The organism is Pseudidiomarina terrestris (assembly GCF_030466405.1).
GTDB classification, from domain to species: Bacteria; Pseudomonadota; Gammaproteobacteria; order Enterobacterales; family Alteromonadaceae; genus Pseudidiomarina; species Pseudidiomarina terrestris.
The window spans coordinates 86,409-108,242 of record NZ_JAGGJF010000005.1; the positions used below are offsets into that span (position 1 = coordinate 86,409).

General features: G+C 51.8%; 18 protein-coding genes. 12 read left to right on the forward strand and 6 right to left on the reverse strand.

Annotated features, from left to right (window positions below; all coding sequences use genetic code 11):
• Positions 1–212 precede the first annotated feature (212 nt).
• A complete protein-coding gene (yfbV, locus tag J6J34_RS10135) occupies positions 213–626 on the forward strand; it encodes a terminus macrodomain insulation protein YfbV (protein WP_301720570.1) in 414 nt (137 codons plus the stop codon).
• Here yfbV and xthA read toward each other — a convergent pair.
• Positions 623–1,432: an exodeoxyribonuclease III gene (xthA, locus tag J6J34_RS10140; RefSeq protein WP_301720569.1), complete on the reverse strand. Its 810-nt coding sequence runs from the start codon at positions 1,430–1,432 to the stop codon at positions 623–625. The genes yfbV and xthA overlap by 4 nt on opposite strands.
• Positions 1,433–1,596: 164 nt before the next feature.
• Between xthA and J6J34_RS10145 the strand changes: the two genes are divergently transcribed.
• Genes J6J34_RS10145 through J6J34_RS10160 form a run of 4 tightly spaced genes read left to right on the forward strand, consistent with a single transcriptional unit; the run spans position 1,597 to position 6,674 of the window.
• Positions 1,597–2,664 carry an alpha/beta hydrolase gene (locus J6J34_RS10145; protein ID WP_301720567.1) on the forward strand — a complete coding sequence of 356 codons (1,068 nt, stop codon included), beginning with the start codon at positions 1,597–1,599 and terminating at the stop codon, positions 2,662–2,664.
• Positions 2,665–2,680: 16 nt separating this feature from the next.
• On the forward strand, positions 2,681–3,790 hold the full coding sequence (gene hemH, locus J6J34_RS10150; RefSeq protein WP_301720566.1) for a ferrochelatase: 1,110 nt from the start codon (positions 2,681–2,683) through the stop codon (positions 3,788–3,790).
• A gap of 21 nt (positions 3,791–3,811) precedes the next feature.
• On the forward strand, positions 3,812–5,278 hold the full coding sequence (locus tag J6J34_RS10155) for a phospholipase D family protein (protein ID WP_301720564.1): 1,467 nt from the start codon (positions 3,812–3,814) through the stop codon (positions 5,276–5,278).
• 28 nt (positions 5,279–5,306) lie between these two features.
• Positions 5,307–6,674 (forward strand): MBL fold metallo-hydrolase RNA specificity domain-containing protein, encoded by a 1,368-nt coding sequence (locus J6J34_RS10160; RefSeq protein WP_301898970.1) that lies wholly within the window; start codon positions 5,307–5,309, stop codon positions 6,672–6,674.
• Here the strand turns inward: J6J34_RS10160 and J6J34_RS10165 are convergent.
• From J6J34_RS10165 to J6J34_RS10180, 4 genes are all read right to left on the reverse strand, one after another.
• Positions 6,671–8,059, reverse strand: a complete 1,389-nt coding sequence (locus tag J6J34_RS10165; protein ID WP_301898971.1) for an SLC13 family permease — start codon at positions 8,057–8,059, stop codon at positions 6,671–6,673. The genes J6J34_RS10160 and J6J34_RS10165 overlap by 4 nt on opposite strands.
• Before the next feature lie 86 nt (positions 8,060–8,145).
• Positions 8,146–11,652 carry a putative bifunctional diguanylate cyclase/phosphodiesterase gene (locus tag J6J34_RS10170; protein ID WP_301898972.1) on the reverse strand — a complete coding sequence of 1,169 codons (3,507 nt, stop codon included), beginning with the start codon at positions 11,650–11,652 and terminating at the stop codon, positions 8,146–8,148.
• Positions 11,653–11,698: 46 nt separating this feature from the next.
• The gene (locus J6J34_RS10175) at positions 11,699–12,181 is read right to left on the reverse strand and encodes a GNAT family N-acetyltransferase (RefSeq protein WP_301898973.1); all 483 of its coding nucleotides are present in this window, start codon (positions 12,179–12,181) and stop codon (positions 11,699–11,701) included.
• Complete coding sequence (locus J6J34_RS10180; protein ID WP_301898974.1) at positions 12,162–12,764, reverse strand: YceI family protein; 603 nt, start codon at positions 12,762–12,764, stop codon at positions 12,162–12,164. The genes J6J34_RS10175 and J6J34_RS10180 overlap by 20 nt, the downstream gene beginning before the upstream one ends.
• A gap of 185 nt (positions 12,765–12,949) precedes the next feature.
• On the opposite strand from J6J34_RS10180, the gene J6J34_RS10185 reads away from it, so the two are divergent.
• The 7 genes from J6J34_RS10185 to J6J34_RS10215 all read left to right on the forward strand — a co-directional run bounded on the left by J6J34_RS10185 (position 12,950) and on the right by J6J34_RS10215 (position 20,587).
• Positions 12,950–13,462 carry a fasciclin domain-containing protein gene (locus J6J34_RS10185; protein WP_301774234.1) on the forward strand — a complete coding sequence of 171 codons (513 nt, stop codon included), beginning with the start codon at positions 12,950–12,952 and terminating at the stop codon, positions 13,460–13,462.
• Positions 13,463–13,645: 183 nt separating this feature from the next.
• On the forward strand, positions 13,646–14,308 hold the full coding sequence (locus tag J6J34_RS10190; protein WP_301720815.1) for a GntR family transcriptional regulator: 663 nt from the start codon (positions 13,646–13,648) through the stop codon (positions 14,306–14,308).
• Between the two features lie 2 nt (positions 14,309–14,310).
• Positions 14,311–15,189 carry a methylisocitrate lyase gene (gene prpB, locus J6J34_RS10195; protein WP_301720554.1) on the forward strand — a complete coding sequence of 293 codons (879 nt, stop codon included), beginning with the start codon at positions 14,311–14,313 and terminating at the stop codon, positions 15,187–15,189.
• 49 nt (positions 15,190–15,238) lie between these two features.
• Positions 15,239–16,363, forward strand: coding sequence for a bifunctional 2-methylcitrate synthase/citrate synthase (gene prpC, locus J6J34_RS10200; RefSeq protein ID WP_301720553.1), 1,125 nt, complete (start codon positions 15,239–15,241; stop codon positions 16,361–16,363).
• Between the two features lie 26 nt (positions 16,364–16,389).
• A complete protein-coding gene (gene acnD, locus J6J34_RS10205) occupies positions 16,390–18,987 on the forward strand; it encodes a Fe/S-dependent 2-methylisocitrate dehydratase AcnD (protein ID WP_301720552.1) in 2,598 nt (865 codons plus the stop codon).
• Positions 18,988–18,989: 2 nt separating this feature from the next.
• The gene (prpF, locus tag J6J34_RS10210; protein ID WP_301774235.1) at positions 18,990–20,192 is read left to right on the forward strand and encodes a 2-methylaconitate cis-trans isomerase PrpF; all 1,203 of its coding nucleotides are present in this window, start codon (positions 18,990–18,992) and stop codon (positions 20,190–20,192) included.
• A complete protein-coding gene (locus tag J6J34_RS10215; protein WP_301720550.1) occupies positions 20,192–20,587 on the forward strand; it encodes a YchJ family protein in 396 nt (131 codons plus the stop codon). Before prpF ends, J6J34_RS10215 begins: the two co-directional genes overlap by 1 nt.
• Here the strand turns inward: J6J34_RS10215 and J6J34_RS10220 are convergent.
• Positions 20,560–21,810, reverse strand: a complete 1,251-nt coding sequence (locus tag J6J34_RS10220) for a DUF418 domain-containing protein (RefSeq protein WP_301898975.1) — start codon at positions 21,808–21,810, stop codon at positions 20,560–20,562. The two genes, J6J34_RS10215 and J6J34_RS10220, sit on opposite strands and share 28 nt — an antisense overlap.
• Between the last annotated feature and the right edge of the window lie 24 nt (positions 21,811–21,834).

A 21,834-nucleotide genomic window follows, 5' to 3' on the forward strand; every position in this document is an offset into this window, starting at 1 on the left:
GTGCTCTCTGTTATTCAAAAAAGGGAAGATAAACGCTATGGCTGCATTGTGACAAAAGCGCTGTGGATTCTCCACAGTTTGTGTGGATAACTCTGTGGGTTAGCTGCTGTGAAGTCAGTAAAGCTTTGATAATAAACGAATTAATGCTTTGGTTGAATGTTGACCAGGTTGGTTGAAAGCTGATCTGTCAAGTAAAACATGAAGGAAATTGAATGTCCCACTCGATTTGGCAGGTAATGCAGGCGGGTCAAAGATACGCAGCGATCTGGCCGCACCATGCGGTGGTTGCTGCCATGACGGAAACGCGAGTGGTCCCCGCGGTGAAATTTGCGGCGCAGTGGATGCCGGCAGCGGGAGTGGTTAACTTTCTGGTGCAGTGGCAGTGGTTAGGTGAAACCTTGTTACCGCAGGCCATTGTCAGCTCACTCTTTCTTTTATCACTGCCAATCCAGGGGTGGTTCTGGTTGGGCCGACGGGCATTGAGTGAACTCGATCCGAGACTGAAACACTGGTATCTGGAACTGGCGCAAAAACTCTCGGTGCAGCCGCGCAGCAAGCCCACGCGAATGGACCTGGCACGACTGCTGCGAAAAGCGCTGGACGAGTTACCGCCGGATCAGCATTAAAGCTTGAATTCACTCCAGATGGGGGCATGATCAGAAGGTTTTTCAATACCCCGCAGGTCATAATCAATACCTGAATCGACCAGCTGACTGGCAAGTGCTTCGGTGGCAAGGATAAGGTCGATGCGCAGGCCGCGATTATCATTGAAGCCCCGTGAGCGATAGTCAAACCAGCTAAACTGATCCTGCACTTCCGGGTGCTGCAGTCGGTAGGTGTCGACCAGCCCCCAATCAAGCAGGGTATTCAGCCATTCCCGTTCTTCCGGTAAGAAGCTGCACTTGCCGGTACGCAACCAGCGTTTGGCATTGTCTGCGCCGATGCCGATATCGCAGTCCTGGTGGGAAATATTTACGTCTCCCATCACCACAACTTTTTGCTGAGGATCTAACTCAGTGTGCAGGTAATGCATCAAGTCAGCATAAAACTTTTGTTTTGCCGGAAACTTCAGTGGGTGATCGCGGCTTTCGCCTTGCGGGAAGTAACCGTTAAGAACCCGCACGCGGCTACCGTCTGTGTGTACAAAGTCACCCATAATCATACGGCGTTGTGCATCGTCTTCATCGGTAGGAAAACCGAACTGTGGATTTTCCAGCGGCTGTTTACTTAACAGGGCCACACCATAATGCCCTTTTTGTCCGTGATAAATGACGTGGTAGCCAAGCGCTTCAACATCTGCCAACGGAAACTGGTCATCATGGACCTTGGTTTCCTGTAACCCGATCACATCAGGCTGGTGTTTTTCAATAAGTGCTTGCAGCTGATGCAGCCGTGCACGAACGCCATTGATATTAAAAGAAATAACCTTCATAAACGTCTGTTTCCCGTCGCCGTTAAGGTACTGAATTAGAAGTACTGCCAAGCATACCAGAAGCCCATAACAGGTGCGACAGTCAGGGTGTAGTGGCGCTGCATTTTTGGGTATACTGAACGTAATAAGTGTAAAGAATAATAATCCAATGGAGAGAAAGGGCGATGGCAACCAACTGGTTGCAGTTACGTGCCGGCAAACGTGCGTGGTTGCAGATAAAAGAACAAGGTCTAAGCGAAGATGCAGTGCAACTTCTGGTAGGCGCGTCCGGCGGCCCCAAATGGTTTGTGCTGCAAGGGCTTGATCGTTACTTGTTCGGCGAGTTTTTTGCCGATCGGAAAGAACACCTGGATTTGCTGGGAACTTCGGCAGGCGCGTGGCGCTTTGCGGCTCTGGGGCAAAAAGATCCCGTTGCCGCCAGTGAGTTGTTTTGTCGCTTATACAGCACCCAGACCTACAGCGCCAAGCCAGATGTGCAGGAAATTACCGATGAAGCACGTAAGCTTCTGGCCGAGTATATTCCCGATAATGCTGTGCATGACATCCTCAGTCAGGATAAATTTCGCCACCACTGGATAGTGGCTCGCTGCCGGGGGATGACGGCGAGCGAAGGCAAACGCCAGATTCTGGGTCTACTGACTTCTGCTGCCGCGAACTCGGTCAAGCGCAAATGGCTGGGTAAGTTTTATGAGCGCGTGATTTTTCATCATCCAGCGTCTCCGGCCGCTTTTGCTGAACACTGGAACGATTTACCGACCCGCTTTGCCACCTTATCCGAAGCAAACTTTAAGCCAGCGTTGTTAGCCACGGGCTCCATTCCGATGGTACTCGAGGGCGTGCGCGATATCCCTGGTGCCCCCGCCGGGATTTATCGCGATGGTGGGGTAACTGATTACCACTTTGATCTGAATTTTGATGGCGTCGAGGGATTGGTGCTCTATCCGCATTTTCACCAGGAAGTGATTCCAGGCTGGTTTGACAAGAACTTAAAAAAGCGGCGAACAACCGGGGCGCAATGGCCAAATGTGATCCTTTTAACGCCAACGCAAGAATTCATTGATGCATTACCATTCGGTAAAATTCCTGACCGTACAGACTTTGCCAAACTTGATGCCGAGCAACGCATCAAATATTGGCAGCAAGCGGTGGAACAGGGGAAATGGATGGCCGACCAACTCCATGAATGGATTGCCACGGATAAGATCCGCGACACCATTGAGTTATGGACCTAATAGTAAGAGGTAAGGCATGAAGTATCGCGGATATTCAGATTTTTCGCACGGACAAACAGACCGCATTGGCGTGCTGGTCACCAATCTTGGTACGCCGGACGCGCCAGATACACCATCGCTGCGGCGTTATTTGAAAGAATTTCTGGCCGACCCGCGCGTGGTAGAGGTCCCTCGGGCGCTCTGGTGGTTGATTCTCAACGGTGTCATTTTGCGCATTCGCCCGAAACGCTCGGCGGCAGCCTATAAAACGGTGTGGACGGAACAAGGTTCACCGTTACTCTTTCATACTCAGGAGCAAGCTAAGCAGCTGCAGAAGTCGCTGGCGGAGGAGTATGGCGATGATGTAGTGGTGCGCTTTGCCATGCGTTATGGGTCACCAGCGATGAGCGATGTCATTGATGAAATGCTCCAGTCGGGCGTCCGTAAACTTGTGTTGTTCCCCTTGTATCCGCAGTATTCTGGCGCGACCTCTGGCTCAACCTTTGATGCTTTGGCGCAAGAGTTTATGCAGCGACGTTGGCTTCCGGATTTTCGTTTTATCAGCCACTACCACGACGATGCTGGCTATATCGATGCCTGTGCCCAGCAAATTGAAAGTTTCTGGCAGCAGCATGGTCGTCCGCAGAAACTTATTTTCTCTTATCACGGTGTGCCGAAAAAGTATCTTACCCAGGGCGACCCCTATCATTGTGAATGCCACAAAACATCGCGTTTGATTGCAGAGCGGCTAGACTTAGGAAAAGACGACTACCTGACTACTTTCCAGTCCCGCTTTGGTCGTGAGGAGTGGTTGCAGCCCTACACCGATGAAACGCTTAAGGCGCTTCCTGATGCCGGAGTGAAAAACGTGCAGGTGTTTTGTCCTGGCTTTAGTGCTGATTGCCTTGAAACGATCGAAGAAATTGGTGAAGAAAATCGCGAGTACTTTGCGGAGGCGGGCGGCGAACACTACGCTTATATTCCAGCGCTTAACTCGACTGTTGAGCACATCAATGCCCTCACTGCGATCGTTAAACGGGAACTGAAGGGTTGGAGCCTGGACCACGATGAAACTGCCCGTCAGCGTCGTGCGGCAGCCCGTCAACAACACTATGGTGAACTGAACAATCCGGATGAGAGCACTTAAACCAGAGGAGCTGTCAGTAAAATGACAGAGGAAACAGCACAAGGACGATTAGCGACCGCCATTGATCCACTTGTTGCCGAGCATGACGGGGACAGTGGCGTGATTCCTTTGGTGGATTCGCTGGAGGCCTTTGCTGCGCGAGTTCTGCTGGCCCGGCAGGCAGAGTACCGCCTGGATATCCAATATTACATCTGGCGTCAGGATATTACCGGCACCTTGCTTTTCGAGGCTCTGCATGAAGCGGCCGAGCGCGGGGTAAAGGTGCGCCTGCTGCTTGACGATCACAATACCGCGGGGCTCGACGCCACTTTAATTGGTTTGCATCAGCACCAGAATATAGAAGTCCGTTTATTTAATCCGTTGAAGTTACGGCGTCCACGGTTCCTGAACTATATTTTCGATTTCCGCCGGGTTAACCGGCGTATGCACAATAAGTCCTTTGTGGTGGATGGGCGCGTGGTAATAAGTGGCGGCCGTAATATTGGTGATGAATACTTTGGCGCCACCAGCGACGTGCTCTTTACGGATCTTGATGCGTTGCTCATCGGCCCGGTGGTTGCCGATGTGGAAAATGATTTTCAACGTTACTGGGATTGTGAGTCATCCGTGCCGCTTGAGCGTCTCTTTACGCTAACTAAGCCGCGGGATTTGTCGGCGCTGCGCGCTATCGCCGAGCGTTACGAGCAGGATCCGCGCGCGCAAGCGTTCATGAAAGCCATAGAAGAGCTGCCGTTTATGCAGGAACTGCAGCGCCAGCAATTAGATATTTACTGGACGCCAACGCAACTTGTGAGTGACTCTCCAGCCAAAGCTCTCGGCCGCGCGAAGCCCCAACAAATGGTTGCGCATCAGCTGCAACAAGCAATAGGCACCCCCCAGTCCCATGTGACCCTGGTTTCGCCTTACTTTGTGCCCACCCAGGCTGGGGTTAACGAGCTCATCGCAATGGCCGACCGCGGTGTCGATATTGTTATTCTGACGAACTCATTGGCGGCCACCGACGTCGCCATCGTACACGCCGGTTACGCCAAATGGCGGCGACAGCTGCTGCAGCACGGGATTCAGTTATTCGAATTGCAACGGTTATCCCCTCTGGCCAGACGCGAACAACGGAAAGAACGTCGTCAGCGGTTAAAAGGGAAAGAACGTTTTGGTAGCTCTGCTTCGAGTTTACATGCGAAAACCTTGATGGTGGATCTGGATCGGGTGTTTGTTGGCTCATTGAACTTCGATCCCCGTTCTGCGGCGATAAATACTGAGCTGGGATTTGTCATGCACAGTACTGAACTTGCTGAACGCATCGACGATGCTATCACTGAAACTTTGCCGCATTATGCCTATCAATTGAAATTGTTTAAGAATAAAGTGGTTTGGGTGGAGCGTTTGGGGAAACAACGGACCTGTTACAGTTCCGAACCCGGAGCTTCTATCTGGCGCCGCTTGGCGGTTCGAATTCTCGAACGTCTGCCGATTGAGCGCCTGCTATAAAGCTTTCCTTAGATCGGGAGTGGACGTGATGCGATTAACCTTTTTGGGCGGCAGTGAAACCGTCACCGGTTCAAAATACCTGTTAGAGACCGAGAGTACCCGGGTACTGGTAGATTGTGGTTTGTTCCAAGGCTATAAGTGGTTGCGGGAGCGCAACCGTCAGCCGCTTCCATTAGGCATCAATGAAGTCGATGCCATAGTTCTTACCCACGCCCATCTGGATCATTCAGGCTTCGTTCCCGTGCTTTATAAAAACGGTTTTCGCGGGCCGGTTTACGCGCACTACGGGACCGTGGGACTGTGCCAGATCCTCTGGCCTGATAGTGGCCGCATTCAGGAGGAGGATGCAAAGTTTTATCAAAAACATGGTCTCAGCCGCCACGCAAAGCCGGAGCCGCTTTATGACGAGGAGACCGCCGAACAGGCATTACGGCTGATGCACGGTATTGAATTTGAGAAAAGCTTCAGCGTTGGCGATATCACCTTTACCATGCAACCGGTCGGACATATCCTCGGCGCAGCCAGCGTCATCGCTGAGCACAAAGGCGTGCGTATCGGCTTCAGTGGTGATGTCGGAAGGCCGGACGATATCCTCATGTGTCCGCCTAAACCATTGCCTGATGTAGATTACCTGCTACTTGAGTCGACCTATGGCGATCGGCGCCATAGCACTACAGACCCCTGGCAGCAGTTCGCAGATATCGTGAATGAAACCGCAGCTGCCGGCGGCGTGTTGATGATTCCAAGCTTTGCTGTGGGGCGGGCACAATTGCTGCAGCATATGTTGGTCACTCTGATGGCAGAGGGGCGCATCCCGCGCTTACCAATATTTCTGGATAGTCCCATGGCGATTAGCGTGTCTGATATTTATGCTGAACACCATGATTATCATCGCCTGAGTGCAGGGCAATGTGCTGCACTTGAGCAATCGATCCTCTACACCCACAGTGTCGATGAGTCCAAAGCTATTGCCTCACAAGGCGCACCACACATTATCATCGCCGGCAGTGGTATGGCGACCGGCGGCCGCATTTTACATCACTTCAAACATTGGCTCGGTGATCATCGCAGCACCGTGCTGTTCAGTGGCCACCAGGCAGGCGGCACACGTGGTGCGAAAATGGCGCAAGGGGTAGAACGTATCAAAATCCACGGTCAGTGGATTCCAGTGAAAGCCAGAATCCGTCAGCTCGACGGGCTTTCCGGTCATGCGGACTATGTTGAGCTAGAGCAGTGGCTGGCACAGTCAGCGCTGAGTAAGGATACCAAGATCTATCTGGTGCATGGTGAGCCGGATGCGTTAGAAGCTTTATCGGATCACTTGAAGCAAACTACCAGTTACGATATGCACATTGCGGCCTATCGTCAGGTCCTGCATTTTAAAACCGACGCTTAGGCCACAAATACCATCACCACTGCGGTGGTGATGACTGCCAGCATGACATTGAGGACTAAGCCCTCGCGTGCCATTGCTTTTACTGTGAGCCGCTCCGATGAAAACACAATAGAATTGGGCGGCGTCGCCACCGGCATGCAAAAGGCAGTGCTACAGGCAATGGTGGCTGGGATCATTAATAATTCCGGTGGCAGCTCCAGGGCAACAGCGGCCGCAGCCATGATCGGCATGAGCAGAGTTGCGGTGGCGGTGTTAGAGGTCACCTCAGTAAGAAAGGAGACGCTCAGGGTCAGACAGAAGATAAGTAACCAGATGGGCAATCCGCCGAGACCGGTCAATGCTTCCCCGATACGCACACTCAAACCACTACTAATAAACCCTTGCGCCAGCGCGATACCGCCGGCAAACAGCAGTAAGATTCCCCATGGAATGCTGACCGCGGCTGACCAAGTAAGTAAGGGCTGCCCTTTTTTGTCGCGCACTAAAAACATCATTATCACGCCAGCAATAGCTACAGTCGCGTCGCCGAGATAGGTCAAGCCGCTCCAGGCTGTCCAGCCGCCAAAAGGAGTGGTGCGGGTGATCCACAAGAGCACGACCACACCGAAAATAACCAGCACACGCTTTTCTGCGCTTTGCATTTGACCGGGACGGGGAATGTTCAGCTCGACATCGTTACGGACATGGCGTGCCAGCCACCAGGCCATCAGCGGGATGCTAACAATCACCAGTGGCAAACCGATGGCGAACCATTCGGTGAATGCAAAGGGTACTCCCGTAGAGGCCTCATACACCGATGCGAAAATCAGGTTAGGCGGTGTGCCGACTAAAGTGGCAATACCGCCCACTGATGCAGAATAGGCCAAACCGAGCAATAACGCGCGTTGAAACGGCGCATCATCACAGGCATCAGCGAGTGCCAACGCAACAGGAAGTAACGCCAGTACGGCAGCGGTATTCGAGATCCACATCGATAGCAAGGCGGTGGCGAGCATGAAGGCAAAAATCATGCGTTTACCATGGCCGTTGCCGACGTAATGGACAAGTGTGAGCCCAAGTCTTCGATGCACACCGCTCATCTCGACCGCTTTAGCGAGCATAAATGCCGCCATAAACAGCCAGATAATGGGGTTTCCCAGCGCGCCGGAGACCTCATTCAGGGGGGTAATTGCACCCAGTGGCAGCAGCACAAAAGGCAACAAGGAGGTCACTGGCAACGGCAGCGCTTCAGTTATCCACCACCAGGCGATCCAGAGTGTCGCAGCAAGGGTCCAGGCTGCGGGATGCGCAAAGCCAGCTTCCGACTGCACGACAAAATAAAGAATCACCGCGGCGAGCGGTGCTAAAACCAGGTGCCATTTTTGCGTACTGTGCATCGTTTGCATGTAATGAACCACTAAAAATCGAATCGCTAGAGACTAGCAAACAACTGTGCTATATGAAATTTTCTGCGCAACGTAGCTAAAGTAACTTAAGCTAGAAATTCCATAAACTCAGCTAACGGCATGGGTTTAGCAAAATAAAAGCCTTGCCCATAGTTGCAACCCATTTCCGCCAGGCGAACGGCCTGTTCTTTGGTTTCGATGCCCTCTGCAACCACTGCAATATTAAGTTGGCGGGCAACCGCCAGGATGCCGCGTACAATTGCTTCATCGCTGGGTTTGCTGATGATGTCCTGAATGAAGGCGCGGTCGATTTTAAGCTTGTCGAGGGGCAGTTTCTTCAAGTAACTCATACTGGAGAAGCCCGTGCCAAAATCATCAATCGCCATGGACAGCCCTGCTTGGCGAAAGCGATTTATCAACGCGATGGCGTGCTCACTGTCATCCATCAGCACACTCTCGGTGAGTTCGAGTTCAACTTGAGTATTGGTCAGGTCGTGGGCTTTAATGGTGGCGATAATTTGCTCAAAAAAGTCAGCGCGGCTAAATTGCACTGCAGATAAATTTACGCAAACCTGTAAGTCAGGTTGCTTAGCCAGCATGGTTTGCAAATCTTTACAGGCACGGGCAAAGCCCCATTGACTGGCAGGAATAATTTGTCCGGTGGTTTCAGCCATAGGTATAAACTTAGCCGGAGGCACGAATTCGCCTTCGTGAATTTGCCAGCGCATCAGTGCTTCTGCTGCAACGACCTTGCCGGATTGTAAATCGACGATAGGCTGGTAGAAGAGCTCCAGACGTTCCTGATCGATCGCTTGCTGGAACTGATTGCGTAAGTTGACATCGAGCCTTTGCTTCTGCGCAACCTGGGCCTGATAGAAAGACAGATGGTTGCGGCCTTGTCGTTTGGCCATGCTCATTGCCGTGTCCGCCTGCTGAATCAGATCGACTGCTTGCTGCGATGGACCGCAATGCACGGCAACGCCAATACTGGCAGTCAGATAAACCTTTTGTTGTCGAACAGGGTAGGGCTCAGAGATAACTTCCAGTAAATAGTGTCCTAAAGCATCAGCGGCTGACAAATCGTCTACTTTGGTAGCAATGACGAATTCATCACCACCAAAGCGGGCAGCGAACGCCACCTCAGTCAAATTGGCCGCTAAGCGGTCAGCGACCTGTTTCAGTACCTGATCGCCTGCGGCAAGTCCCATAGCTTCATTGATGGGCTTAAACCCATCCAAATCGATAAACAAGACAACCCAATGTGGACCTCGCTGAAAGTCATGCTGTTGCTGCTCAACAATTTCACTAAGATGGCGTTCAAAGGCATAGCGGTTTAACAGTTCAGTTAAGGCATCATGTTCGGCCTGGAATGCCAGTTGGTGCTCACCGCTTACACGTTCGGTTACGTCCTGATGAACACCGACGAAATGGGTAATGGTACCTGCTGCGTCAGCCACTGGCGCAAGTTGTAATTCGTCCCAGAAACTGCTGCCATCTTTATGGTAATGCAGTACCCGAACCTTGCATTCGGTACGCTCGACCAGTGCTTTACGAACAGTTGCGACGACTTCGGGGTCGGTATCTTCGCCAATGAGGAAGTCACACGAAGAGCCGACAATTTCGTTGGTATTGTAGCCAGTCATTTTGGTAAAGGCGTCGTTCACGTAAATCACCGGATTGCTGGGGTCAGTGGCATCAGATATCACGATACCATTGGTACTGACATTCACACTGCGTTCTAACACATGAAGTTGCTCGTCTTGTTCTTTTTGCGCAGTAATATCCCTGGCGATACCAAACACGCCGGTGATTTCGCCGTTAATTTTAATAGGCAGGTTGGTCACATGAATATGCAATACCTCACCGTTGCTGGCGAACCCACGCAAGTCATAGCGACAGGTTTCACCTCGCAGAGTGCGTTGAAAGTTGGCCTCTGCATCAGCGCGATCGGCAGGCAATATGAAAGCGCTGTAGTGTGCATTGAGCACTTGATTTTCATCGGTGTGGAGTATGTCCAATACCGCCTGATTGGCACTGGTCACCATGCCGTCCCGATCGAGAGAAAAGACTGCGTCAGGATGAAAGAAAAACAACGAACTGTATTGTTGCTCATTAAGCAGTAGCTGGTTTTGCTGGTGTTGTAATTGCGCTCTTACACCGTTCAGCCGCCGGCTATGGTTGGTCAGCATTTTGTTTTGCTGCGCCAGGGCCAGAAAGGCAATACAGAAAAGAAAACCGAAGGTCGCAACCAGCATGCGTAAATTTGATGCGCTGGAGAGTTCGTCGAAGGAGTACAAACTGACCGAAAGCTGTAAAGGTTCACCATAAGGAATGTGCAGCTGTGCTTCGGCAATTGAAAGCTCATTCAGATGCGGCGGTTTTGCATCAGAAAAGCTGATGACCCGGTCATCATCTAACGCAACATAGACTTTCAGGTAGTTCGGCAGTAAGCGGGTTTCGGGATTCACCAGCTGCATCAGGTCAAATACTACGAGCAGGTAATAGCCCCGATCGGCTTCATAGCCCACCGGCAACAACATCAGGCCTAGTGGCCGTTTGCCCAAACGAAACTCATCTCTTGGCACGAGCATGCTGATACTATCGGGCGCTGAAGCAAGCCAATTCTGCACTTGTGGATGGTTCAGGTGTTCATTGTATTCGTCGTTGCCACTACGGTGTTGCTCCCAAACTGAGATTCCGCGGTTATCCAGCAAATGAATCCCCAAATAATGGGGAATGTCGCGGAGATAGGTGGCCACGTCAAACTTAGCAAAAACCGATGTCGGCGTGACCCCCAGGTGTTGCCAGCGCTCTCGTAAGCGACTTAAGACTTGAATGTTTACCTGAATGGCTTGTTGGCGCACCTTGGCAACTTTTTCAATGGTGGCAAAGGCCTCGGCGCGAATCTCCTTAATGTGATTAAGGCTTAAGCTAAACCAAACGCAGCAGATAATGGTTACAAAGGCAAAAGTTATCCAGGCAGCCGGGTTATTGTTTAAACGAAACAGTAAGACCCGACTTGAGCTGCTTAATAAAAGCGAAACCCCAATCAGTAGCAAGCTCAGCGAGGCCAACGAGGTCACCGGTGGGTGTGGACCAAGATAGGCAAAGCCGTTATCGACAAAATGCAGACCCATAGCTGTCACAGCAAGCACCACCAGGAAACTGGCAAAAGTGCGCATCCAGCGCCGCTGAATTCTCTCTCTCGGATTGAGCATCAGAGTGATGCCAAGCAGCAGAAAAGCCAGCGCAACGGGAGGATAAAAGTAGGCGTCGATGGCTTTTAAGAAATCCAGATAAAAAATGGAGGCGATGGACAGATTGATGATGAGACTGTGCAAGGCTGCGAGTACGACTACGGACGCAAAGACGATCTGAATCAACCGCCGTTTCGCTGCGAGCCCAAAGAGCGCAAAAGCCACAGCGATAGCAACCACGCCTGATGTCGTCGAAATAACGCGCTCGAACGCGCTTCCTGGCTGCTCATAAAGGTTGACCGCAAGCCCGAGCAGACCGAAAAGAAAGGTCGCGCTGATGGTCACGTAAAGCGTTACGTTGACAAGAGACAGGGCAAGGCTACGACGATAGATCATGTTTGTTGTTATACTTATTTAGACACAGGCTTACTATGTGACAAAGTCAGCAGCAGGTCAACGCCTGCCGTGTCATTAACAACCGATGCTGGCCGGCACCTAAATAATCCTGTTGCAGACCCTGTTCGACGAAACCGTTTTGTCGGTAGAGCTCAATGGCGGCATGGTTCTCTGGCGCGACGCTTAACTGGATAGTTTGATAACCCAGCTGCTCCGCAATGGCCAGCCAGTGTTTGAGCAACTTTACTCCAATACCTTTGCCACGCTGTTTCGCGCTTACGAGCAGCGACATTAACCACAGTGAGTGCGGTTCACCGCCCGGGGCACCCAGACAGTAGCCAACGACCTCTTGCTCGCTGACCGCCACCTGTAGCAGCTGTGGCCACTGATGTAAGGCTTGGAAAAAAAGCGCCTCAGGATACCCCTCGGCCTCATAATAAGCCGCTTCAAGAGCCGCCAGTGCTGCGATGTCAGCAGTACTGGCGCTGCGCAGGCTGAGCTGTTGAGCTTTACTCGCGGTAAGGGACAAGGTCAAACTGCACTGTGAAGGTGACGGGTACGACGTAGTCAATACGATCTAAGCCAGCAATTTCTCGCAATTGATTAACGCCCTCGACCAAACCGAACTCACGGGTGCTGATAAGCACCGGTTGCGACGTGGTCGCGACGATCCGATCCGAGCTTAGCTTGTTGACCTGGACAACTGCGTCAACATCAACAGCTTCACCAGCAATAAATACAGTTAAGGGTACCACTGCCGGTAAGGTGCCGAGCGTCGTGGAGGTATCGTAAAGCTCATCTGGAATTTGCGCAGTCGCAGTCACTAATGGGTACTCAGCCTCGTCAAACAGATGCTTATGCATGCGTTCGTTGCGAATGGCAATGTCGGTATCCAGACTACTTACAGGAATATTAATGGTCAGCTTACCGTCGGTCAGGTCACCATTGATTTCAGTAAACCGATGGACTTCTGCAACATGATCATTTTTGACTGAAACAAAGTGCAGACTGGAGTTTTCTGAATCCAGCTGCCAGTTTTGGGCGAGCACGGGGGCGCTGGCCAACGTGAAAGCAAGCCCCATAATTGACGAACTAAACAATGTCTTCAACATAAACACACCTCGCATTTGCTAGGAAATTTTAACCTCGTTGACTAATAATAGTAGCATATCGTGTTGATTGATCACTTGGTTTGCCAGAGCGATAACAGGAAGTGAACTTTTTTTAACCTCTTTGACGTACAACACCACGACTTTAGCAAAAAACTAAAGCGTGAAACTTCAACGAGGAGATTATCATGTTAAACGTAATGGCAATGACAAAGTGGTTAGCGGGTGCTTTGCTGGTGGCGGCAGTATCAACAACAGCAGTTGCCCATAATCATGGCAAGAAAAAAGATATCGTCGACATCGCTGCCGGTGATGATCAATTTTCCACACTGGTGACTGCAGTGCAGGCAGCTGGCCTGGTAGATACCCTGAAAAGTGATGGTCCGTTCACAGTATTTGCGCCCACCAATGAAGCTTTTGCGGCTTTACCTGATGGCGTGCTGGCGAGTCTGATGATGCCAGAGAACAAATCGAAGCTGCAGGCTGTACTCACTTACCATGTGTTAGGCAGTAAAGTGATGAGCTCAGACATCGCTGGCAAGCAATTGTCGACAGCGACCGTGCAGGGTGAAGAAGTCGCTATCGACGCGACTGACGGCGTAAAAGTCGGTGGCGCAAACGTAGTGGCCGCGGATATCAAGGCCTCTAACGGCGTCATCCACGTCATTGACGCGGTGATTCTGCCGCCATCAATGCAATAACATCAGTGTTTTCCCCCTGGATATAGAGCCCCGTTTCGACGGGGCTTTTCTTTTTGTCGACAATTTTGGCACCGATCATTGAAAACCCCCTTCAGAATCCGTAAAATAGCCAGCAATCTTCAAATCTGTCGACACCTGTCGATCCAGCGCAAGGCGAGCATAGTGACTGAACATCCAAATCTAATGCGCCAGGCGATTACCGCCTCTGATCGCGTCTTATTTGAAATTCAGCGTGCCATCGTGGAAGGAAGCATTCCTGCAGGTAGTAAAATCAGCGAACCAGAATTTGCCCGCCGCTTTAACGTCAGCCGGGCGCCTTTGCGTGAGGCTTTAGCGCGTTTGGAGCGCTGCCACTTGATTGAGCGTACCCCGAATGCCGGCGTGCGGGTGGTGACCTTAACGCCAGAAGGTTTGATTTCGTTGTATCAGATCCGCGAAGAACTGGAAGGTCTGGCGTGTCGCCTGGCCGCGACGCAAATGCCACAGGCTGAAATTGCCGAGCTGGCGGCCTTGCTTGATCAACATCTGTCGACACAACGCGTGCGCGAAGGTGAAAGTTACTATCAGGAAGCTGGTGATCTCGACTTTCATTACCGTGTCATCCTCGGCAGTAAAAATCCTTATTTAATTAATATGCTTTGTGATGAACTTTATTATCTTGTCCGCATGTACCGGGTGCAGATGGGGATGAATGGGCCGCGTGTATCACGGGCCTTTGACGAACACAAAGCGATTCTCAATGCCATTGCTAATCGTGATGGTGAACTTGCTGACTTATTGATGCGCCGGCATATCAGTGCATCTCGTCACAATATCGAACAACAACTGCAAGCAGAAAGGACGTAAACATGACTCATTTAGTTAGTGCAGGCGCAAAACTGCGTCAAGCCATTCAGGATGAAAACCCATTACAAATCGTCGGTACTATTAATGCCTACACCGCGATGATGGCAGAAAAAGTGGGCCACAAAGCCTTGTACCTTTCCGGTGCAGGTGTGGCAAACGCATCATTTGGATTACCGGATCTGGGCATGACCTCATTGAACGATGTGTGTGAAGATATTCGCCGCATCACAGGCGCTTCTGAGCTACCGTTACTGGTCGATGCCGACACCGGCTGGGGTGGCGCATTCAATATCGCCCGGACCGTAAAAGAGATGACCCGTGCTGGTGCAGCTGGCTTTCATATTGAAGATCAGGTTGCACAGAAACGTTGTGGTCACCGTCCTAACAAGGAAATCGTGACCCAGGCAGAAATGGTCGATCGTGTGAAAGCAGCGGTGGATGCGCGGATTGATGATCAGTTTTTGATCATGGCGCGCACGGATGCCCTGCAACAGGAAGGTCTGGAAGCGGCCATTGAACGGGCGCAAGCCTGTGTTGATGCCGGTGCTGATGCAATTTTTGCAGAAGCGGTGCATACACTTGAGCAATACGATGCGTTCACTAAGGCGCTAAATGTACCTGTTCTTGCTAACATTACTGAATTCGGTGCAACGCCGCTGTTTAATAAAGATGAGCTGGCGGATGTCGGTGTCGAAATGGTGTTGTATCCATTAAGCGCGTTCCGCGCCATGAACAAAGCAGCACTGAATGTATACGAGAGTATTCTGACCAATGGCGATCAAAAGGCTGTGGTCGATAGCATGCAGACGCGTGCTGAGCTGTATGACTTTTTAAATTACCACGCATTCGAGCAAAAGCTCGATGATCTGTTTAAGAAATAATACGCGCCGTAGTTGGCGAACGTAGTTGAATTTCGATAAGGAGCTAAAAATGGTAGACAAGAAATTAAGTGGCGCAGGTCTGCGCGGACAAGTAGCGGGTGAAACGAAACTTTGTACCGTTGGTAAAAGCGGTTCAGGCCTGACCTATGCGGGCTATGACATTAAAGAATTAGCGGAAAAAGTCAGCTTTGAAGAAGTTGCCTATTTATTGGCACATGGCGAATTGCCAAAAGCTGATGCGTTGGCGGCGTACAAAGGTCGTCTGGCAAAACTTCGCGGTTTACCGCAGTCGCTGAAAGATGTGCTTGAGCGAATTCCTGCCGATGCTCATCCGATGGATGTGATGCGTACGGGCTGTTCGTTCCTGGGTAACATTGAACCTGAGGAAGATTTTGAGCAGGCAGACGATAAGATCGAGCGCCTGTTGGCGGCATTCCCGAGCATGCTGTTGTACTGGTACCACTTCAGTCACAACAACAAGCGCATTGAGACAGCAACTGATGCTGATTCCATTGGTGCACACTTTCTGGAACTGTTGCACGGTGAGAAGCCATCCCAGTTGCACACTGATGTCATGAATACCTCACTGATCCTTTATGCAGAGCATGAATTCAACGCGTCGACCTTTACCGCTCGTGTTTGTGCGTCAACGCTGTCAGACATCTTCTCGTGCGTAACTGGCGCTATCGGCTCACTGCGCGGTCCATTGCATGGCGGTGCGAACGAAGCGGCCATGGAACTGATTGAAGACATGGAAGATGCTGATGACGCAGAGAAAACGCTGATGGGCATGCTTGAACGTAAAGAAAAAATTATGGGCTTCGGTCACGCGGTTTATCGTGAATTCGACCCGCGTAATGACATTATTAAAGCCTGGTCTGAAAAGCTGGCGAAAGAAAACGGCGACACCCGCTTGTACGATGTGTCCGTGCGTTGTGAAGAAGTGATGTGGCGCGAGAAGAAATTGTTCCCGAATGCGGATTTCTTCCATGCCTCTGCTTATCACTTCATGGGCATTCCAACCAAATTATTCACCCCGATCTTCGTCATGTCACGGGTCACAGGTTGGACAGCACATGTGAAAGAGCAGCGTGCGAATAACCGTATTATTCGTCCAAGTGCCGATTACATCGGCCCTGAGCCGCGTCCAGTGCCAGCACTTGATGAGCGCTAAGACGTTGCCAGCGAAGGAGTTTATTGATGTTTAACGAAGCGTATCGCAAGCAGTTGCCGGGTACCTCGCTGATGTACTATGACACGCGTCAGGCGGTCGAGGACATTGAGCCAGGCGCTTATGACAAACTGCCGTATACTTCTCGAATCTTAGCGGAAAATTTAGTGCGCCGGTGTGAGCCGGCGCAACTGACCGACGCTTTGGGTCAGTTGATTTACCGCAAGAACGATCTCGATTTTCCCTGGTACCCAGCGCGTGTCGTTTGTCACGATATCCTCGGTCAGACGGCCTTGGTTGACCTCGCGGGTCTGCGGGATGCGATTGCCGCAAAAGGCGGCGATCCGGCCAAAGTGAATCCAGTGGTGCCGACCCAGTTGATTGTCGATCATTCATTGGCAGTCGAGCATGCTGGTTTTGAAAAAGACGCGTTTGAAAAAAATCGTGTTATCGAAGACCGTCGCAACGACGACCGTTTCCACTTTATTAACTGGACCAAAACGGCGTTTAAAAACGTCGATGTGATTCCACCTGGTAACGGTATCATGCACCAGATTAATCTGGAGAAGATGTCGCCAGTGGTGCAGGTCCGCGACGGTGTTGCTTTTGCTGATACCTGTGTGGGTACCGACAGCCACACGCCGATGGTTGATGCCCTTGGTGTTATCTCCGTAGGTGTAGGCGGTCTGGAAGCGGAAAGTGTGATGCTTGGACGTGCTTCCTATATGCGCTTGCCTAATATCGTTGGGGTTGAGCTGACCGGCAAACTGCAGCCGGGCATTACCAGTACCGATATGGTGCTGGCGCTGACCGAATTCCTGCGTAAAGAACGTGTCGTCGGTGCTTATCTGGAGTTTTACGGTGAGGGCGCTGATGCACTGACGGTTGGTGATCGCGCGACCATCTCCAATATGACGCCTGAATACGGTGCGACCGCTGCGATGTTTTATATTGATGGCCAGACCATCGATTACCTGAAGCTTACTGGTCGCGAAGACGATCAGGTGCAGCTGGTTGAGCAATTCGCAAAAGAAACAGGACTGTGGGCGGATAGCCTGAAAAGCGCTGAATACGAACGCGTACTGACCTTTGATTTGAGTAAAGTGCAACGTAGTCTGGCAGGGCCATCGAATCCGCATGCGTTGTTGCCATCCTCAGAGCTCGCGAAACGTGGCATCTCTGGTAAGGTCGAAAACGAAGAAGGCTTGATGCCTGATGGGGCCTGTATTATTGCCGCCATTACCAGTTGTACCAACACCAGTAACCCACGCAATATGATTGCTGCGGGGCTGATTGCGCGCAATGCGAACAAACTGGGACTGACGCGCAAACCCTGGGTGAAGTCCTCGTTAGCGCCAGGTTCCAAAACGGTCAAAATGTACCTGGAAGAAGCTGAGTTGTTGCCAGAGCTGGAAGAGCTTGGCTTTGGGGTGGTGGCGTTTGCCTGCACCACCTGTAATGGTATGAGTGGCGCTTTGGATCCTAAGATCCAGGAAGAAATTATCGAACGTGATTTGTACTCCACCGCGGTACTTTCCGGGAATCGTAATTTTGACGGGCGCATCCATCCGTATGCCAAGCAGGCTTTCCTGGCGTCACCGCCACTGGTTGTTGCTTATGCTATCGCCGGTACGATCCGCTTTGATATTGAAAAAGATCCACTGGGTTATGACGAGCAGGGCAATGCGATTACTCTGAAAGACATCTGGCCAAGTGATGAAGAGATCGATGCGATCGTAAAAACTGCGGTTAAACCTGAACAGTTCCGCAAGGTTTACGACCCAATGTTCAGCCTGTCGGTGGATTATGGTGAGAAAACCAACCCACTGTATGATTGGCGGGAAATGAGTACCTATATCCGCCGTCCACCTTACTGGGAAGGCTCTTTCGCCTCTGAAAATCAGCTTAAGGGCATGCGTCCGCTGGCTATTCTGGGCGATAACATCACCACTGACCATTTATCGCCATCGAATGCCATCATGGCGGAGAGTGCAGCGGGTGAATACCTGACCAAAATGGGCGTACCGGAAGAAGACTTTAATTCCTACGCGACCCATCGTGGCGATCACCTGACGGCACAACGGGCGACTTTTGCCAATCCGAAACTCTTCAATGAGATGGTTCGTGATGAAAATGGTGCGGTTATTCAAGGATCCTGGGCGCGGGTCGAGCCGGAAGGCAAGGTGCTGCGCATGTGGGAAGCTATCGAGACCTATATGGAGCGCAAACAACCGTTGATTATCGTTGCCGGTGCTGACTACGGTCAGGGCTCATCGCGCGACTGGGCGGCTAAGGGCGTACGTCTGGCGGGTGTCGAATGTATCGTCGCCGAGGGCTTTGAGCGCATTCACCGCACTAACCTCATCGGTATGGGCGTGTTGCCGCTGGAATTCGAAGCGGGAACCACTCGTGACACGCTGGAGCTGAACGGTACCGAAACCTACGATGTCAAAGGTGATATCGCGCCGGGTGCAACCATGACTCTGGTCATCCACCGCAATGCAACTGAAACGGTGGAAGTGCCGGTGAAATGTCGCCTGGATACTGCGGAAGAGTTATCGATTTACTCGGCCGGTGGTGTACTGCAGCGCTTTGCTCAGGACTTCCTGGAAGCTGAGGCGAGCTAATTATGGCAGACACGATGACTTTTGCTCCGCAAATCAAAATTCCCGCCACCTATATGCGTGGCGGGACCTCAAAAGGGGTATTTTTCCGCCTGGACGATTTGCCAGAGGCCGCCCGGCAACCCGGGAAGGCTCGGGACAGTCTGTTGCTGCGGGTGATTGGCAGTCCGGATCCGTATGGCAAGCATACCGATGGTATGGGGGGCGCCACATCCAGCACTAGTAAAACGGTGATCTTGTCGCGTAGTACCAAACCTGATCACGATGTGGATTATCTGTTCGGGCAGGTTGCCATCGATAAGCCGTTTATCGATTGGAGCGGTAACTGCGGTAACTTAACAGCGGCGGTGGGCTCGTTTGCAATCTCGAACGGGCTGGTGGATGCCTCTCAGATCCCTGACAACGGAATCTGCACGGTGCGCATCTGGCAGGCCAATATCGAGAAAACCATTGTTGCGCGGGTTCCCATGAGCAATGGCGAAGTGCAGGAAACTGGTGACTTTGAGCTCGATGGTGTGACCTTTCCCGCGGCGGAAGTGCAGGTTGAGTTTATGGACCCAGCCGCGGATGACGGTGAAGGTAGCGGCGCCATGTTCCCGACCGGCAATGTCGTGGATAACTTCGAAGTCCCCGGGCTTGGAGAGTTACAGGCAACCTTTATCAATGCCGGTATCCCGACGATTTTCGTCAATGCCGAAGCGATAGGTTACACAGGTACCGAACTGCAAGGTGCTATTAATGAAGATCCACAAGCCTTGCAGATGTTCGAAAGCCTGCGTGCCCATGGTGCAGTGAAGATGGGCTTAATTGACGATGTCGCAGAGGCGGGTAACCGTCAGCACACGCCGAAAATTGCCTTTGTTGCGCCGCCCCAGGATTACCTGGCCTCCAGTGGCAAACAGATCCACCTCACGGATATCGACGTGCTGGTGCGGGCGATGTCCATGGGCAAGCTGCACCATGCCATGATGGGCACAGCGGCAGTTGCGATTGCTGCTGCGGCTGCGGTACCCGGTACTTTGGTGAATCTTGCTGCCGGTGGTGGCGATCGGACCTCAATTCGTTTCGGACATCCGTCGGGAACCTTGCAGGTTGGCGCTGAAGCCAAGCAGGCGAATGGCGAATGGACCGTTACTAAAGCCATTATGAGCCGCAGTGCGCGGGTACTGATGGAAGGTTGGGTGCGGGTTCCTGGCGACTGTTTCTGATGCTCGGCAAAGCCCCTAAGAAATGCCCATGTGGTGGCGGGTTATACCGTAAATGTTGTGGCCGTTTTCACCCGCAAGCTGCGGGTGAAGCGGCTTTACCTTCCTCGCCGGAACAATTAATGCGTTCGCGTTACAGTGCGTTTGCGCTGGGACTAAGCGATTATCTGCTGAGCACCTGGCATCCTGATACGCGTCCGGAGCAGTTGGATCTTGCCGATAATCCCAAATGGGTGCAGCTGCAAATCGTCAGTTCAGATCAGCAAGGCGCGCAGGGACTGGTCCACTTCCGCGCCTACTTTCAGGTTGGCCAGGAGCTATCTGTTCACGATGAGCTTTCCAGCTTCGTCAAAGAACAGGGCCGCTGGTATTACTTAAAGGCAAATAACTTACCGTAAGTTGCGCAGCGCCAGAGCCACTCGCACGGCCCGTATTTAAAGCGACTTAGCCACCATTTACTGAATGGAATTTGTGCCAGCCAGACGACGACCGCCAGCGCAGTCGTCGTTGCCCGCCCGTACTCACCATATAAACCCACCGCGTAGCCGTAGAATAAGCTGGTAAAGAACAGCGAATGGAATAAGTAATTGGTTAGCGCCATACGTCCCGCCGGAGCAAGGTTTTGTAACCAGTGCTGACGCTTGTTGCGCTGCGCCTGACGTAATGCCAGCGCGATGATGGCCATATAGGCAAAGCATAAACCAAAGTTTGCGACCTGCATCAGGGTGAACGCCAGGGCGGAGTCCAGACTCGGCATCATCATTTCAATGTCGGTGCCGTAAAATCCCACGTAAAGCGCAGACGGTAAGCCAAAAATGAGACCCCAGCGCAGCAGGTTTTTGTAGGCGGTTGGGCGTTTCTCGAACGAAGTGAAAACGCCGCTGCGGGCAAAGGACGCACCAATCAGAAAGATCCCTAGCACGGTGGGGAAGAAGAAAATAGCACCGCCGCCGCCGTAGAGCATATTCACCTCAGCCAGGCGAGCAGCGAGAACCTCACTGTAGGAGCCGGTCGCGTAGGCTTGTTCAGCATTGCTTATCAGTGCCATGGCGGTATCCTGCATTTGCTGCTGGTCAGCAAGAGTTTGCTGAGCAAATTCTGGAGATTGCATAGCGAAGTGCATGCTGACTGCGCCAAGCCAGAACATGGCCACGGGCAACAGAAATAATGCCAGCCCCCATTTCCAGAGCCGTCCCGCTGAGCTATTGATAAAGAGTAAAAGTAGCAGTCCAACAATGGCATAGGTCAGCAAAATATCACCGCCCCAAATAAAGACCATATGGACCAGACCGAATAGCGCTAACACCAGCAAACGGCGGAAAAACAGCCAGCGTGGATGGTCATGATTCTGCTTGGCACGATCGTAAAAGATGACAAAACCGATGCCGAATAGCAGTGAGAACATCGTATAGAACTTGCCCTGCACAAAGGTGAAAACCGTCCAGCCGACGCTGTGATCGAGTCCGGTAAGGCTAGTATCAAAGCCGAACATCATGGCGGTTAAGGGCCGCTGAAAAAACTCGATGTTCATTAGCAGGATACCAAGCAGGGCAAAGCCGCGAATCACATCAAGCATGTGGATCCGTTCTTTCACCCCTATGGGTTGGGTCATGTTAGTCATCTGTGAACTCTTTGTAATTGTTAT

Coding starts and splice junctions, on each gene's coding strand:
- yfbV (WP_301720570.1), top strand. CDS start 213: ATGTCCCACTCGATTTGGCAGGTAATGCAGGCGGGTCAAAGATACGCA.
- J6J34_RS10170 (WP_301898972.1), bottom strand. CDS start 11,652: ATGATCTATCGTCGTAGCCTTGCCCTGTCTCTTGTCAACGTAACGCTT.
- J6J34_RS10145 (WP_301720567.1), top strand. CDS start 1,597: ATGGCAACCAACTGGTTGCAGTTACGTGCCGGCAAACGTGCGTGGTTG.
- J6J34_RS10180 (WP_301898974.1), bottom strand. CDS start 12,764: ATGTTGAAGACATTGTTTAGTTCGTCAATTATGGGGCTTGCTTTCACG.
- J6J34_RS10165 (WP_301898971.1), bottom strand. CDS start 8,059: ATGCAAACGATGCACAGTACGCAAAAATGGCACCTGGTTTTAGCACCG.
- J6J34_RS10155 (WP_301720564.1), top strand. CDS start 3,812: ATGACAGAGGAAACAGCACAAGGACGATTAGCGACCGCCATTGATCCA.
- J6J34_RS10220 (WP_301898975.1), bottom strand. CDS start 21,810: ATGACTAACATGACCCAACCCATAGGGGTGAAAGAACGGATCCACATG.
- acnD (WP_301720552.1), top strand. CDS start 16,390: ATGTTTAACGAAGCGTATCGCAAGCAGTTGCCGGGTACCTCGCTGATG.
- hemH (WP_301720566.1), top strand. CDS start 2,681: ATGAAGTATCGCGGATATTCAGATTTTTCGCACGGACAAACAGACCGC.
- prpB (WP_301720554.1), top strand. CDS start 14,311: ATGACTCATTTAGTTAGTGCAGGCGCAAAACTGCGTCAAGCCATTCAG.
- J6J34_RS10185 (WP_301774234.1), top strand. CDS start 12,950: ATGTTAAACGTAATGGCAATGACAAAGTGGTTAGCGGGTGCTTTGCTG.
- xthA (WP_301720569.1), bottom strand. CDS start 1,432: ATGAAGGTTATTTCTTTTAATATCAATGGCGTTCGTGCACGGCTGCAT.
- J6J34_RS10160 (WP_301898970.1), top strand. CDS start 5,307: ATGCGATTAACCTTTTTGGGCGGCAGTGAAACCGTCACCGGTTCAAAA.
- J6J34_RS10190 (WP_301720815.1), top strand. CDS start 13,646: ATGCGCCAGGCGATTACCGCCTCTGATCGCGTCTTATTTGAAATTCAG.
- prpF (WP_301774235.1), top strand. CDS start 18,990: ATGGCAGACACGATGACTTTTGCTCCGCAAATCAAAATTCCCGCCACC.
- prpC (WP_301720553.1), top strand. CDS start 15,239: ATGGTAGACAAGAAATTAAGTGGCGCAGGTCTGCGCGGACAAGTAGCG.
- J6J34_RS10215 (WP_301720550.1), top strand. CDS start 20,192: ATGCTCGGCAAAGCCCCTAAGAAATGCCCATGTGGTGGCGGGTTATAC.